At 43.6% G+C, this 15149-nt stretch carries 12 protein-coding genes; all 12 read left to right on the top strand.

From position 1 onward, the window contains the following. Nucleotides 1–33: 33 nt before the first annotated feature. Nucleotides 34–714, top strand: coding sequence for a class I SAM-dependent methyltransferase (locus tag ABD07_RS14205; RefSeq protein WP_160818835.1), 681 nt, complete (start codon nt 34–36; stop codon nt 712–714). 106 nt (nt 715–820) lie between these two features. Beyond that, on the top strand, nt 821–1885 hold the full coding sequence (locus ABD07_RS14200) for a nitroreductase family protein (RefSeq protein ID WP_160818834.1): 1065 nt from the start codon (nt 821–823) through the stop codon (nt 1883–1885). A 75-nt stretch (nt 1886–1960) separates the two neighbouring features. After that, nucleotides 1961–3202, top strand: a complete 1242-nt coding sequence (locus ABD07_RS14195; RefSeq protein WP_160818833.1) for a polysaccharide pyruvyl transferase family protein — start codon at nt 1961–1963, stop codon at nt 3200–3202. 95 nt (nt 3203–3297) lie between these two features. Continuing rightward, nucleotides 3298–4383 (top strand): glycosyltransferase, encoded by a 1086-nt coding sequence (locus ABD07_RS14190; protein ID WP_160818832.1) that lies wholly within the window; start codon nt 3298–3300, stop codon nt 4381–4383. 35 nt (nt 4384–4418) lie between these two features. Then, on the top strand, nt 4419–6290 hold the full coding sequence (gene asnB / locus ABD07_RS14185) for an asparagine synthase (glutamine-hydrolyzing) (RefSeq protein WP_160818831.1): 1872 nt from the start codon (nt 4419–4421) through the stop codon (nt 6288–6290). 126 nt (nt 6291–6416) lie between these two features. Further along, nucleotides 6417–8414 carry a heparinase II/III family protein gene (locus ABD07_RS14180; RefSeq protein ID WP_205010702.1) on the top strand — a complete coding sequence of 666 codons (1998 nt, stop codon included), beginning with the start codon at nt 6417–6419 and terminating at the stop codon, nt 8412–8414. Between the two features lie 56 nt (nt 8415–8470). Beyond that, nucleotides 8471–9781, top strand: coding sequence for a nucleotide sugar dehydrogenase (locus tag ABD07_RS14175; RefSeq protein ID WP_160818830.1), 1311 nt, complete (start codon nt 8471–8473; stop codon nt 9779–9781). Nucleotides 9782–10385: 604 nt separating this feature from the next. Continuing rightward, entirely contained in the window at nt 10386–11015 is a 630-nt protein-coding gene (locus ABD07_RS14170; protein WP_160818829.1) for a class I SAM-dependent methyltransferase, read from the top strand. Next, nucleotides 11016–12221 (top strand): glycosyltransferase family 4 protein, encoded by a 1206-nt coding sequence (locus tag ABD07_RS14165; RefSeq protein WP_160818828.1) that lies wholly within the window; start codon nt 11016–11018, stop codon nt 12219–12221. 325 nt (nt 12222–12546) lie between these two features. After that, on the top strand, nt 12547–13419 hold the full coding sequence (locus ABD07_RS14160; RefSeq protein WP_160818827.1) for a class I SAM-dependent methyltransferase: 873 nt from the start codon (nt 12547–12549) through the stop codon (nt 13417–13419). A 292-nt stretch (nt 13420–13711) separates the two neighbouring features. Continuing rightward, a complete protein-coding gene (locus ABD07_RS14155) occupies nt 13712–14815 on the top strand; it encodes a hypothetical protein (RefSeq protein ID WP_160818826.1) in 1104 nt (367 codons plus the stop codon). Nucleotides 14816–14878: 63 nt separating this feature from the next. Continuing rightward, nucleotides 14879–15149, top strand: a 271-nt coding sequence (locus tag ABD07_RS14150; RefSeq protein ID WP_160818825.1) for a hypothetical protein, incomplete at its 3' end; no start/stop codon positions are given.

Genomic DNA, 15149 nt, shown 5'->3' with positions numbered 1-15149 from the left:
AGCCACATAAGAGTTTGAGTAATGCCACTCCTTATGAAATACTCAACGCTTATTTCTATCAACCTCTCTGTAAACAACCCTGAGATTTCTTACACGTTAGCTTATCAAATAGCTCGCGAGCAAGCGTGCTGGCCAGATACTAAGGTTTTTGAAACATCTCCTGATTTCAGTAAGTGTGGAAAAATATTGTTTCCGAATATTGACTTCGTTAATGAAGATTTTACAAAGTGGAGTGGTGATCCGAATCGATTCGATCTGGTTTCATTGTTTGATGTTATTGAACATATTCCCGATCCGGAGTCATTCTTGAGCGCGGTTTCTGCTCGCACCAATTTTGCGTTGTTAAAAACCCCAATGGAAACAACTGGGGAGTGGCGTGGTTCTCGAGTGCCGCAATTGCAAGGTGCGCTTCACGAGGATGGGCATGTAAATTTCTTTGATCCGGGTCCTTATATGCAATTGCTAAAGCGTAGCGGATTTGAAATTATCGAGTGGCGTCTTGTACCAAGTATTGTTCCCAGGGGAGGGGCTGAATCCATTTTGATTCCAGAGGATATTCCGCCTAGATCTGCTAAAAGGGAAATAAATGTGGCTAGGATGTTGCGCCGAATAATTAAGGTACCGTTGACACTTTCTCCTTCAATTTTTCGTTATACCCGTCGGATTGTTGGTGGCGGAGATCATCTATGTCTTGTGCGCTCAATCGGAGCGTAACTTACTAAAATTGTTTGATGTTAATGTTCCTGTGCAAAAGGGTCATGGGAATCTATTAATTAGTCAATCGAAGTGCACTGAACATGCTTTGAATCTAGGTCTTTGAATGAAAGATAAACTAAAGAAATGGATGAGAACTTATCCGATAATCTGGGCAAGTTATTGGCGCGTGAAGCAAGAGCTGAAGCGTTTATTATTAATCAGATACTTTTTGTATGATGCGAATCTGGCATATCAATTTATGTTCTGGGGTTCGCAGCATAGAAATCGGCGCAGATTAAGTGCCGAGTTATTGTTTCAATACCATAAAATAGAAAAAGGTTTGGTTATGCCTGAACCCAAGAGATTGTTTGGGATTGATCCGGTATTAGCAGTTATGGATTTACTTAAGCAGTGGCGAGAGAGCAACTTTGAAATAGATGATCCTATTTATCTTGGGGCTGTTGAATCACTGATTAGCTATCATGGTCTTCTGAGCTCTACAGGGCTTGATATGAATAAGATAATTCTTCCTAAAGTGACTAAGTTTCTTGACGGTATAAGTGTGAGGGATATTGATCTAAAAACACCATATGAATTACCTCAGCTGGATGTGGCTGGTAAAAATCCTATTGAAAGCTTTGAGAATTTAATGCACGCTAGAAGAAGTGTTCGAGATTTCAGAACTCAGCCTGTAGACCTAGAATTGATTAAGAGAGCTGTGGAATTGGCGCAACTAAGTCCATCAGCTTGTAATCGACAGCCATGGAAAGTCTATTTAGTTAGTGATCCTGATGATAGGAAAACTTTATTATCTCATCAGAATGGTAATCGTGGTTTTGGTCATCTCGCACCGCACATTGCAATTATTACAGCGGATAGCCAATGTTTCTTTGATTCTAGTGAAAGAAATGAACCATTTGTAGACGGTGGTATGTTTGCAATGAGTCTGATTCTTAGCCTGAGAGCTCAGGAAATTGCAACTTGTTGCTTAAACTGGTGTGTGCCACCCTCAACTGATAAAACAGTACATCAGATTTTCAAAATACCCAGGTCAGAAAAAATTATCATGTTATTAGCGATTGGTTATCCCAGCGATGGTGTTAGTGTTCCAAGATCGGTGAGATTTCCCGCGATACAAGTTTTGAATAAGATTGCTTCGACTTATTCTTCTTCTGACAGACGAACTTGAAACATTGAAGAGTAACGGTCAAGTTTAAAATTAAACTCAATTTGATGGTACTTTATAAGTTTTTATGGGATTGGAATGACAAATAAATACTATTTTTTAGGCCAGGAAACCCTTACCAATCGAGGTTGCGAGGCACTGCTGCGCGGCATTTCCAGGATCATTCGGGAGCAGTGCCCTGATGCCGAATTTCTTGCGCCAAGCTTTGACATAGAAAATGACTTGAAACAATGGAAAAATGCTAACGAAATGGGGGTAAGTTTTATTCCAGCTTATCATTTGCCGTTTTATGTCAGAGTTTGGGGAAAGATCGACAAATTTATGCCTCAAATTAGGCATGTGTGGATTCCTTCTCCAGGAATACCTAACAGCATTCGCCAAAGTTTGCGAGGTCCTGTTGTCGGCATTATGACGGGTGGAGATGTTTTGTCTCTTGATTACGGAGTACCCTCTCTCATTAAATTTATAGGGCAAGCTGAGAGTTTTATGGCTGAAGGAAACGCCTTATTTTTGTGGGCTGCATCAGTCGGGCCATTCGAGTCGCAACCTGATGTTGAAAAGCATGTAATTCGACACCTTGCTAAATACTCTGGTATCTCAGTGCGTGAAACATCAACCCGGAATTATCTGGATGGATTAGGTTTGCGTAACGTAAAATTGGTTGCCGATCCTGCTTTTGTCATGGTACCTGAGCCTTGGGATATCTCAGCTATATTACCTGCCGAACTTTGTGACGGATTGCTTGGGTTTAATATTAGCCCGCTCATCAAAAGATTTCGCACTGACGACGCTCATGTGTCCGAAATGGAATTGGCAGTAATAGATTTTCTACAGGATGTGATAAAGAATACTGATTTGTCGATAGTGCTGATACCTCATGTTGATGGTATTAACGGTAGTGAATGGAATAGTGACTATCTCTATATGAAGCGACTGATCAAACGCATTAATTTGCCACCAGAAATAATTACTGCCCGTATCAGTTTAGCGCCACGTAATATGAATGCTGTGCAGACAAAATATCTAATTTCGCAGTGCCGGTTTTTTATTGGCGCACGAACACATGCGACCATCGCTGCCTGGTCGACTCACGTGCCTACTATTTCTATTGCTTACAGTATCAAAGCTATCGGTTTAAATACCGATCTTTTTGGCGACTTGAGATATGTATTGGAGACTTCCAAACTTTCTAAAACGGCACTTTGGGAATCGCTGGAAAAATTGCGTGCAGATGAACAAGAAATTAGGAAGTTATTGGAGCAACGTATTCCCGAATGGCAGCAGCGTGCCCGGTTAGCCGGTATGGAGATATTCGGTTAATTTTTACTACCTATTGGAACAATTAATTACTCTGAAATACATCAGAGTGGCGGTATCTAACGAACTCAATATTTTTTACTCACACGGATTCAACAGTGAATACTATTTTATTACTTGGACCTTCATTAACTGCTGTAAGTGGCGTGAGTACCCATTTAACTCAACTCTTAAATTCTTCGCTGACTAATGAATTTAATCTACTGCATTTTCAGGTCGGAAGTGAAGGGCAAAAGGAGTCAGCAATATTTAAGTCAAAACGTTTTTTATTCAGCCCAATTCAGTTTTTCTGGCGACTAATTCGGGAAAAACCGCATATTGTTCATTTGAATACTTCGCTGGCGCCCAAAAGCTTTTGGCGTGATATTGCTTATTTATTTGTCGCACGAATCATGGGTAAAAAAATCGTGTATCAGGTGCATGGGGGCGAATTGCCACAAGTTTTTTTTGAAAACAGATTACTAACTAATTTTCTTAAATTGGTTTTAAGTTCTACAGATGTTGTAGTGCTGCTGGCACAGGAAGAATTGCGTGCGTATCGTAATTTTGAGCCAAACTTGCATATAGAGGTGATTCCTAATGCTATTGAGATAGGTATCGATGCGCAATGGAAGAAAACTCCAACTGCTCCAAGTCAGTTATTGCGACTGGTTTATGTTGGCCGTCTGGCTGAAAGTAAAGGTATTTTTGAAATTATTGAAGCACTAAGAATCGTTCGTAGTCACAATAAAAATATTGAATTAGTTGTAGCAGGCAGTGGTCCCGAAGAGGACAAATTGCGTTTATGTGTAAAAGATTTGGGACTCAGTGATTATGTCAGTTTTGTAGGTGCAGTTTTTGGTGAGGAAAAGAAGCAGATATGGGAAGGAGCAGATTTGTTTGTTTTTCCCACATATCATCAAGAAGGTTTACCTTATACTTTATTGGAGAGTATGGCTGCTCGTACTCCACCTGTAATAAGTCCAGTTGGAGCCATTCCCGATGTTATGGAAGACGGTGTGCACGGTGTTTTTGTTCCCTCCCGAAATCCAGAAGCACTGGCTGTGGCCATCGAACGGCTCGATAGTGATAGGGCATTAATTTGTAGCATGGGCGAAGCAGGCAGGCAACGCATAGAAAATTATTATACGGTTGCTAGGCTAGCCGGAGATTTTCGCAATGTTTATCATAATTTATTAAACTGAAGATAACTTCTCCTTTAATACGCAAAGGCGTTCTAATGTGCGGTATCACTGGTTTTATCGGATCACTAGCAAATGTTAATTCAAGCACAGTGCTGCGTGGCATGTCGGCAGCGATTGCTCATCGTGGACCGGATGACGATGGATTTCTTGAAGCTACTACACGTGATGGCAGCTATCAGATCGGCTTGGCTCACCGACGTCTCTCCATTATTGATCTTTCTACGGGCCATCAACCCATGGGCAATGAAGATGGCACGGTTCAAGTAATATTCAATGGTGAGATTTACAATTTCCATTCATTGCGTGATCAATTAATTGCACTGGGTCATCATTTCGTAACCAATTCCGACACAGAAACCATTGTCCATGCCTATGAACAATGGGGAGAACGTTGTGTTGAATATTTTCGTGGCATGTTTGCCTTTGCCATCTGGGATAGTCACAAAGAACGCCTGTTTCTGGCCCGTGACCGCTTTGGCAAGAAACCGATGTTTCTGTGTGAGACCCACGGCGTTTTGTTATTTGCTTCCGAGATCAAATCCATTCTGGCTTTTCCCGGAGTTCATGCCAAAGTTGATACGGGGGCGGTATGGGATTATTTCGCCTACCGCTATGTTCCCGCTCCCGCCACATTGTTTCGCGGTATTCGCAAGCTGATGCCGGGGTGTTATGCGATTTGGGAAAAAGGAATATTGACTGAAAAATGTTATTACCGGCCTCCGGATCGGGAAGTGTTTGTTGACTCTCCTTTGCCGGCTGATCCGGTGGGCGCTTTTCTCGATATGCTTGATCAAGCCGTTAATATTCGCATGATTGCGGATGTTCCGTTCGGGGCGTTTCTATCTGGCGGTATTGATTCCTCAGCAGTTGTTGGTCTCATGTCCCGTCATTCCGCGCAACCAATCAAAACTTTCTCCGTAGGATTTTCCGAGGCTCGCTACAGCGAGCTGGGTTATGCTAAGACCATCGCAGAACAATTCAAAACAGATCATCATGAATTGGTGGTTTCGCAAGAGCACTTGATGCAATACTTGCCAGATTTGGTGCGTTTCCGTGATGCTCCTGTGGCCGAACCATCGGATATTCCGATCTATCTTCTGGCAAAAGAGGCGCGTAAAACGGTCAAAATGGTGCTCACTGGCGAAGGCTCGGACGAATTTCTGGGAGGATATCCGAAGCATGTCTTTGAACGCTACGCCGGATGGTATCAAACCATACCGGGTGCTGTGCGTCATGGCTTACTCGAACCTTTGGTGCAATCGCTGCCGTATCGTTTCCGGCGAGCTAAGACGGCCATCGTTAATTTCGGATTGGATCGATTTGAAGAACGCATGCCACGCTGGTTTGGTGCTTTGTCAGACGCGGAGCGTAAAGACTTGGTTGCGCTGTCTCAGCCAGTGAATCGTACCGGTGAAGTACAATTTGATACTTCTCCTGAGAATAGTCCTTTGCGTCGCATTCTTTACTTTGATCAGACGAGTTGGTTGCCGGATAACTTGCTCGAACGCGGGGATCGGATGACGATGGCCGCTTCCCTGGAAGCGCGCATGCCTTTTATGGATCATGAATTGGCTGCGTTTGTATCCAGTCTGCCGGACAAGTACCGGGTGCGTGGACATACCACGAAGTGGATACTCCGTGAAGCAATGAAACGATTACTCCCGCCAGCCATTTTACAGCGTCCGAAAGTAGGTTTTCGCGTACCGGTCAATGAGTGGTTCCAAGGCCCGATGCGAGAGTATCTCTATGAACACTTGAAGAGTTCTACATCATTGACCCGGGAATATTACCAACCTGCGATGCTCGATAAAGTTCTGACCGACCATGTGGCGGGTCGTCAAAATCACGAAAAACTGTTGTGGAGTATGCTTAATCTCGAGATCTGGCACCGTCAGTATCTGAAATAATGCTGCTGACAAGTTTTAGATGACATTGTAAGAATAAATTCTATCGATGTTTCTGAAATCAATTTTCAGATTCATTTTCATCCATGAGCATCAGCTGAGAAAGTAATATAGGTAATTTCATCAACCATGAGTAACCTTGCTTGGAAATTTAATCGCTTGCGCACAATGGGATTGCCGGAAATCGGTTATCGCGTCCGCCAAGCTATCCAGACTAAAACGGAGCTGTTCACTGTTCGCCTGGACCGGAGGCCTCCCTCACCGGATTGTTCCCGTGTTGGTAATGTTTGGCTGGATACGCTTCCGCGCAGTATGGATTCCGGGTTATATTGTGCTGCGGCGGACCGGGTGCTTGCCGGTTATTACGATGTTTTTGCCTTGCATAATGTGCAGCTGGGTTTCCCAACCCAATGGAATCGTGATCCCAAGACAGGTATCGAAGCGCCGCTTGTTTATGGTAAAACACTGGATTATCGCGATGAGCGATTGGTTGGTGATATCAAATATCTCTGGGAATCCAATCGCCATCTTCATCTGACTACGCTCGCGCAAGCTTATCACCTAAGCGGTGATGCGCGTTACGCAGAGGGTGTGCAAAGTCTGCTCGAATCATGGTTTGATCAATGTCCCTATCCGTTCGGGGTGAACTGGACCAGTTCGCTGGAACTTGCCATACGGCTTGTGAATTGGTCGTTCACTTGGCATTTGTTGGGTGGTGAACATAGTCCTTTGTTTATTTCAGAAGGCGGGCAACAATTTAAGCGCCGCTGGTTGGATAGTATCTACCAGCACAGTCACTTTATTGCGGGTTATCTGTCACGGCATTCGTCGGCCAACAATCATCTTTTCGGTGAGCTGATGGGATTATTGGTGGCGGCAATGACCTGGCCTTACTGGCCGGAAAGCCACCGCTGGCAGCGGCAGGCTTACACTGAATTGGAAGCCGAAGCGCTGAAGCAGAATGCCGCCGATGGAGTGAATCGTGAACAAGCGATCTATTATCAGCACGAAGTCATTGATATGATGTTCATTTGCTGCATTATAGGCCGGGCAAACGGTATCGATTTTTCTCGGAATTTCACTGCTCGGCTTGAGCGCATGCTGGAGTTTATTGCGTCTCTTATGGATGTTACGGGTGCCGTTCCGATGATTGGTGATGCCGATGGCGCTCTGATTGTGCATTGGAGCAAGGAACATAACTGGAATGTTTACCGTTCGCAGCTGGCTACCGGGGCGGTATTATTCAATCGGCCTGATTTTAAAGTCAAAGCGAAGTGCTTCGATGATAAAAGTTGCTGGCTGCTGGGTGAAGATGCCAGGCAACAATTCGATTCGATGGTACTCAACGAGAACCCATCAGCTTTACCGCGGGAATTTCGCGATGGCGGTTACTTTATTCTCGGCAGTCAACTTGATACCGCCGATGAAGTCCGTATCGTAGCCGATGCGGGGCCGCTCGGATATCTCTCCATTGCCGCACATGGGCATGCCGATGCTTTATCGTTTACTTTATCGGTTGCGGGGCATGCGTTATTGGTTGATCCCGGAACTTATGCTTTTCATACACAGAGAAAGTGGCGTGATTATTTTCGCGGTACTTCGGCTCACAACACTGTGAGAGTGGATGGGGTTGATCAATCCGAATCCGGCGGCAATTTTATGTGGTTGCGTAAGGCGAATGCCCGTTGTGAGGGCTGGGAAAGCGATCAGAATCGAGATTGCCTGATCGCTAGCCACGATGGCTATGCGCGTTTGCCCGATCCGGTCGTTCATCGCAGAAAAATAGAATTCCTGAAGAATGAGGGAATCATCAGGGTGGAAGATGTTCTTGAGTGCGCCAAGGAACATACTATTGAACTTAATTGGCATTTTGCCGAAATGTGCGAAGTGCGGATTGAATCGGGCAAAGTACTGGCAACTGTGGCCAATATCAGTATGGAAATGACGATGCCGGACTGTGATAGCCAGCCGGAATTGAGGTGTGGCGAAGATGAGCCGCCATCCGGCTGGGTGTCGCGTAGCTTTGATGAAAAAGTGCCGGCGCCGACGGTGACGTGGCGGGAAAAAATTACCGGCACTACGAGAAGATTGACTATTTTGCGGATTCTAGCGCGTTATAATACCTAGAATTTTGCGAGAGGATTGAAAAAAACAGATTCTGATCAATGGATTAAAGGAGTCACATGAAGATAAGTATATTCGGTTTGGGGTATGTGGGAACTGTTTCTGCCGGGTGCCTGGCTACGGATGGTCATTCTGTGATCGGGGTCGATCCCAACAAAACGAAAGTAGATTTGATCAATCAAGGCGTATCACCGATTGTCGAGAAAGATATCGGGGAAATGATTGCTGCGGCGGCTAAGAATAATGTATTGCGAGCAACCTTAGATGTACGTGATGCGGTTATGAATTCCGATATTTCATTGGTTTGCGTGGGAACACCTTCACAGCTCAATGGCAATCTGGATTTAAGTCATGTCCGCAAAGTCTGCGAGCAAATTGGCGCGGCGCTTAAAGAAAAAAGCGCTTTTCATGTGGTTGTGGCGCGCAGCACGATGCTGCCGGGTTCAATGCGCACTGTCGTGATTCCCGCATTGGAATCCTATTCCAGAAAAAAAGCAGGAGTCGATTTCGGGGTATGCAACAACCCGGAATTTCTGCGCGAAGGTACGGCCGTATTTGATTATTACAATCCACCCAAAACCGTGATCGGCGAAACGGACAGCAAAGCCGGTGAATTATTGATGCAATTGTATGCAAAAATGACCGCACCGCTTATCCGCACCGAAGTGGAAACGGCGGAGATGGTTAAGTATGCCGATAACACCTGGCATGCGGTCAAAGTGGCATTTGCCAATGAAATCGGCAATCTCTCCAAAGCGGAAGGTATCGATGGTCATAAAGTGATGGAAATTTTCTGCCAGGATACCAAACTGAACTTGTCTCCCTATTATATGAAACCTGGATTTGCCTTTGGCGGTTCATGCCTGCCCAAGGACGTGCGTGCGTTGATGTATAAAGGCAAGAGTCTGGATATGGATTTGCCGCTCATCAATGCCATTCTGCCGTCAAATCAACGGCAGATTGAGAAAGGTATCAAAATGATCGTCGAGAAAGGGAACAAAAAAATCGGTATCCTGGGATTTTCTTTTAAAGCAGGTACCGATGATTTACGCGAATCACCCCTCGTCGAAGTCATTGAGTATCTGATCGGCAAAGGATATGAGCTTAAGTTATATGATAAAAATGTGAATCTGGCGGCGCTGACCGGTGCGAATCAGGATTATATTTTGAATCATATTCCGCATATTTCTAAGTTAATGGCTTCTTCAATGGAAGAGGTGCTCAATTTCGCACAAACGATTGTCATCGGTAATGGTGCTCCAGAGTTCCGTAATGTGCCGGGTGAAATAAAGTCCGGGCAAGTGGTGGTGGATCTGGTCCGGATAGTGCCTAAATTAAGTGGAGAGCAATATGACGGAATTTGCTGGTGAAACCCGCTGGGGCGTGCTTTATTGATTTTAGAACTTTGATTCTTGCTGGATTTATATAACCTTTAGTAAGATCCTGATACCTGCTTTGTCAAGTAGCAAGCGAATGACTGAACTTCTTAATTCTAAAAAGGTTATTATTTTTCTTAATAAGAATGCTTCTGCGAAGATTAAACTAGTGTGGAATTTTTTTGATTAGAATGCAAAGCTGCACACCTATTTCTAGATCCAGCTTTGTGTATTGCTGTATTCGATAAAGATGAATTGACAGAAGTTGACAGAAGTGTTCAATATATGCAGATATCATGTTTGATAACAAACGCAAAGTTTATTTCAACGAAAGTGACATCATTGATGCCTCCAATATAAAAGAGAAGGTATTGCACTGTAGAGGGGTACCTCATACCTATTTTGGGGGACGACTTTGAGGTTATGATATCAAGTATTAAGCACAACCTTTATCGAAAAATTTTCTTCAGATTATCAAGAAATCTCTCACGAAATTGAAGGGATAAAAATAATGAATCATAAGCCATCATACATAAATGAAGAACCCAAAAATGCATTGGCACGATTTCGCATACGCTCTCGGCAGCGAAGAGCGAGAATGTTTTTGGATAATTTCAGTCTTACTCCAGAAACACGAATACTAGATCTAGGAGGATGGAACGGTAGCCATATTAATGCGATACTGGAAAATTCTCCTGTTTCACCTTCAAATGTCTACGTGGCTGATATTGATGAGCGAGCAGTTAATGAAGGAGGAGAGCGTTTTGGATTTGTTCCAATTACTATACCGGAAATAGGTCGATTACCTTTCCCAGATAAATTCTTTGATATTGTATTTTGTTCTTCTGTGATTGAACATGTAACGGTGCCCAAAGAGGAAATATGGACATTGGTATCTGGTCGTCGTTTTCGGGATGAAGCGCAGCGTCACCAGAATGAATTTGCAAATGAGATTCGCCGTTTGGGTAAAGGATATTTTGTGCAGGCACCATACCGTTGGTTTCCCATTGAAACGCATTCTTGGCTTCCATTTGTCAGCTATTTGCCGCGTCGACTTCAGGTCCCGCTGATACAGTTAACCAATCGGTTTTGGATAAAGCAAACGATTCCAGATTGGTATTTACCAACCATGAGAGATATGAAGTATTATTTTCCTGATGCTTCAATTCTTGAGGAACGTGTATTTGGTGTAACTAAATCTCTTATTGCCTACCAACGAAACTGCTAAATGTCACACATTTCTCCGTACCGTGTGCTTATCTTAGTCGAGAATCTTCCTTCCCCTTTCGATCGCCGGGTATGGCAGGAAGCGACAACATTGCATGACAATGGATATGTTGTTTCCATTATCTGTCCCACGGGCAAAGGCTATGAAAAGGAATATGAAGTCGTTGATGGGATCCATATCTATCGCTATCACTTACCGTTTGAAGCCGAAGGTGCAAAAGGGTACTTAATTGAATATTCTGTGGCTTTATTTCATACCTTCCGGCTTGCCTGGAAAGTGCAATTTTCTCAGGGATTTGATGTGGTTCATGCGTGCAATCCGCCCGATTTGCTATTTCTGATCGGTGGTTTCTTTAAGCTGTTTTTGCGTAAGAAATTTCTTTTTGATCACCATGATATCAATCCGGAACTCTATGAAGCTAAGTTCGGACGGCGTGATTTCTTTTATAAACTGATGGTGTTGTTTGAACGATGGACTTTCAAAACCGCAGATGTCTCTATCGCAACTAACGAATCGTATAAGCGGATTGCTATTGAACGAGGCGGTATGGATCCGGCTAAAGTTTTTGTAGTGCGTAGCGGACCTAAGTTGGACCGGTTGCGCATCTTGCCCTCTAAAGAAGAATTCAAACAAGGGCGGCGATATCTGGTTGGCTATGTTGGTGTAATGGGTGCACAAGAAGGAATTGACTTGTTGTTGCAGGCCGCGTGCTACTTGATCAAGGACTTGGGGCGTTCCGATGTACATTTTGGATTGGTCGGTGGTGGCACATCTCTGGATGAAATGAAGCAAATGGCTATCGATCTAGGAATCAGTGAATTCATAACGTTTACTGGACGAGTTCCTGATCAGGAGTTGCTGGAAATGCTCAATACCGCCGATATCTGTGTGAATCCGGATGTCGCCAACGAAATGAATGATAAGTCAACCATGAACAAGATCATGGAATACATGGCACTGGCTAAGCCAATTGTTCAATTCGATCTCACCGAAGGCCGGGTATCTGCACAGGATGCATCGCTCTATGCAAAGAAAAATGATCCGGTTGATTTGGCACTGAAAATTGCGCAATTGCTGGATGATCCCCAGTTACGAGAACAAATGGGAGAATTTGGCCGCAATCGCGTAAGGAATGAATTGGAATGGCAATATGAAGTGCCGAAACTATTGGCAGCTTATGAAGCGATATTCTCTGCATTGAAATGAATAGCTCTGGATGAACTTTTTAAGGTTCTGGATTAGTAAATCTATCTATATAATATTCTCAAGCAAATAATTATTGTTTTAGAGCTGTATCAATCGTCAGGGTGCGAAGCTTAGGGGCGCATTGGCTAGCTTTCAGCTGCACTGAAATAAATCTGAATGGATGTTGGGAAAATTGGGGAGTTTTTCAGTGAACTGCGGTAACTCATCAGGCATTAATTTGCTCAGTCTTGAACCTTTGTAGTTTTCCAGCTTGGCTGCTTGTGTATTTTCTTCACAGTGTGGACGGCTTTTTGCAAATGTTGTATGGATCATATGGAGAGGTAATATGAATGAATCAGATATCCAAGATTTCTGGAATCGCAATCCTTGCGGGGATTGGCAAGTTGGTGGTCTCGAACAACGCCGCGGTGATTATGAAGCATTCTTTACTGACTATGATAAATTTAGATACACTAAAGAAGCTCATATCTTGAGATGTTTGGATAATATTGATTTCAAAGACAAACAAGTTCTGGAGATCGGATTGGGGCAAGGTGCTGATTCGGAACAGATCGTAAAACGCGGTGCGCTTTGGTCCGGACTCGATCTTACTGCGGAATCTGTCGCCAGAGTGCAAACACGTTTTTCCTTGCGGCAGCTTCCGTATCAGTCGATCAAACAAGGAAGTATTTTGCAAGCCCCTTTTGAGGATAATAGTTTCGATATTGTATTCAGTCATGGCGTTTTGCATCATGTACCAGATATTCTTTCGGCTCAGCGAGAAATTCATCGTATCCTGAAACCTGACGGAGAGTTAATCGTCATGCTTTATGCAAAATGGTCGCTCAATTATCTTATTTCTATCAGTATCGTGCGGAGATTAGGTTTATTAGCCCTATATTTCATGAATCCTGAGCCAACTTCGATCTATGGTCAGCATGTTGCCAATGCTCGCGCCATGGGATTGCTTCGTTATCTTGACATGAATAATTTTATTCACAGGAACACGGATGGTCCGTTAAATCCTTACGCCAAAGTGTATGATTTGCAAGAAGTCGAAAAAGATTTTCCAGATTTCAAGATCGTGCGTTCTTATAAACAGTTTATGCATGCGCCACCATTGCCGGTGCATAGGTTACCATTCGAGCGGATGCTTGGGTGGCATCTGTGGGTTCATATGCGACCTATCGTGAACAATTCACCGCTAATTTCTGCATAGGGAAACGTTCCAAATTAATTCTTATAATCGATCATCGTTGCTAGTGATGTCGAAGGGAAGTTATAAAAGAGTTCATTCCGTAATTTCCATCAAAAAATACTATTTAGTTCCACAGCAAGATTTACCCAACTTGAATTGTCGTGTCTTGAGTAGCGAAATTTTATTGCGAACTGCTATGAGATTTCTTGCCTAGTCTAATAATAGACAAGTTCTGCAATACTGATAAATAATGCTTTTTTTGCCCTGTCGCATATTAATTGTATATAGGTATCTAAATAAGGAGAAACCGAAGATGAGTTTTGATTACCTTGCATTGCAAGCAACACCTGGTATTTTATTGGCACCTATCGCTGATGCACTGAAGATAAATCAGACTAAAGTGGATTGCGCTAAAAAGCTAAGTACGGTCCTGATGTTTTTTGTATTACTGTTGCTTTATGCTCCGAATGGCATTACGGCAAACGGAACAACTTCTACGGAAACGACAACAACAACAACAACCCCAAGTCGAACGGCAACGCTGCTATTTTGGTCGAGATTTGGTGCTGGTGTTTCTCTCGGACCGCCTCGTTCGTTCGGAACTAAGGGTGCATGGCAGGACCTCATGGGGACTGATAGGGAAACAGGGTTTAGCTGGCCAGTCAAAGCACTGGGGGCAGACTTTTCTGGCGTTCAACTAATTACTATTGATCCAATCACCCCTTCTACCATCGATAATTATATTACCAATGAAATCAGACCAATTCCCGAAGCAGCCGGGAAAAATGAGATTGTTCAAACTGTAAAAATAAAAGGATCATTGGGGCAAGCGGGCTCACAAGCGCCATTGTTGATTAAAAGACCTTGGACAATCGGAGACATAGATGATTTGTATATTACCTACTGGTTTAAATATCCGGAAGACTTGACCTCAAAACTGGATAGTGGAGTTTCATCCGCAAATTGGCGGACACAATTCTCACTCAAGACAGGAGGATACAAAAATAATGCCGGAGATGGTGATTATCGAATGAGTGTGAGTGTGATGGAGGGAACCGATGGCAAGCTTTATTGGCTTACCAAGGGCGATAATCTTGGGGGTGCATTCTCCACCAGAGTTGATTATTGGCGAGAAGAGAATCGTGTCGTTCCGGTACCTGTAGATCAATGGTTTAGATTTGAAGTTTATTGGCACCGGTCCGCCGATGTCGATGGACGATTCTGGGCAGCGGTGAATGGTAAAGTGATTGCCGATTATCGTGGACCTAATATGGGGGATTATGGTCTTCCCATAACTCGCATTTTTGTTAATGACTCCTACAGTGGCGGTTATGCGCCGGTTGAATCACGGACAACAGGTCTGGAAATATGGAGTGGTTTTCCGTGCGGTGAAGGAGTGTCATGTTATTTGAAATAAAAAAACAGTCAATCTTTTTCATTCTTTAAGCTATAAATACTCGATCACCCTTAGAGGGTATATATGCGTATCAATGCTCAGGCATTACAATTAATTAGGAATTATGTAGCATTGGTGAGTGGAAAGTCACCGCATAAACAATCCGATACAGACTCCTTTATCCAATTCGGTACTGACAAAGCGATATTCGCACTGTTTTTGCTTATTATTACTCCACTTGCTCATGCAGCCGACTTACTATTTAAATCTAACTTTGGCGCAGGTGTGTCACTTGGAGCCCCCTATGGTTTTGCTACTAAAGGAGCTTATCAGGATATTACCGGTACAGACAAGG

It is taken from the genome of Nitrosomonas oligotropha (assembly GCF_009833085.1).
Classification (GTDB): domain Bacteria; phylum Pseudomonadota; class Gammaproteobacteria; order Burkholderiales; family Nitrosomonadaceae; genus Nitrosomonas; species Nitrosomonas oligotropha.
Note: the sequence above shows the minus strand (reverse complement) of the source record. Positions and strands in the feature narration are given on the sequence as shown.

Bases quoted from the DNA above. Each gene is read 5' to 3' on its own strand.
- ABD07_RS14205 (WP_160818835.1), top strand. From the start codon at position 34: ATGAAATACTCAACGCTTATTTCTATCAACCTCTCTGTAAACAACCCT.
- ABD07_RS14195 (WP_160818833.1), top strand. From the start codon at position 1,961: ATGACAAATAAATACTATTTTTTAGGCCAGGAAACCCTTACCAATCGA.
- ABD07_RS14200 (WP_160818834.1), top strand. From the start codon at position 821: ATGAAAGATAAACTAAAGAAATGGATGAGAACTTATCCGATAATCTGG.
- asnB (WP_160818831.1), top strand. From the start codon at position 4,419: ATGTGCGGTATCACTGGTTTTATCGGATCACTAGCAAATGTTAATTCA.
- ABD07_RS14175 (WP_160818830.1), top strand. From the start codon at position 8,471: ATGAAGATAAGTATATTCGGTTTGGGGTATGTGGGAACTGTTTCTGCC.
- ABD07_RS14160 (WP_160818827.1), top strand. From the start codon at position 12,547: ATGAATGAATCAGATATCCAAGATTTCTGGAATCGCAATCCTTGCGGG.
- ABD07_RS14180 (WP_205010702.1), top strand. From the start codon at position 6,417: ATGAGTAACCTTGCTTGGAAATTTAATCGCTTGCGCACAATGGGATTG.
- ABD07_RS14170 (WP_160818829.1), top strand. From the start codon at position 10,386: ATGTTTTTGGATAATTTCAGTCTTACTCCAGAAACACGAATACTAGAT.
- ABD07_RS14165 (WP_160818828.1), top strand. From the start codon at position 11,016: ATGTCACACATTTCTCCGTACCGTGTGCTTATCTTAGTCGAGAATCTT.
- ABD07_RS14155 (WP_160818826.1), top strand. From the start codon at position 13,712: ATGAGTTTTGATTACCTTGCATTGCAAGCAACACCTGGTATTTTATTG.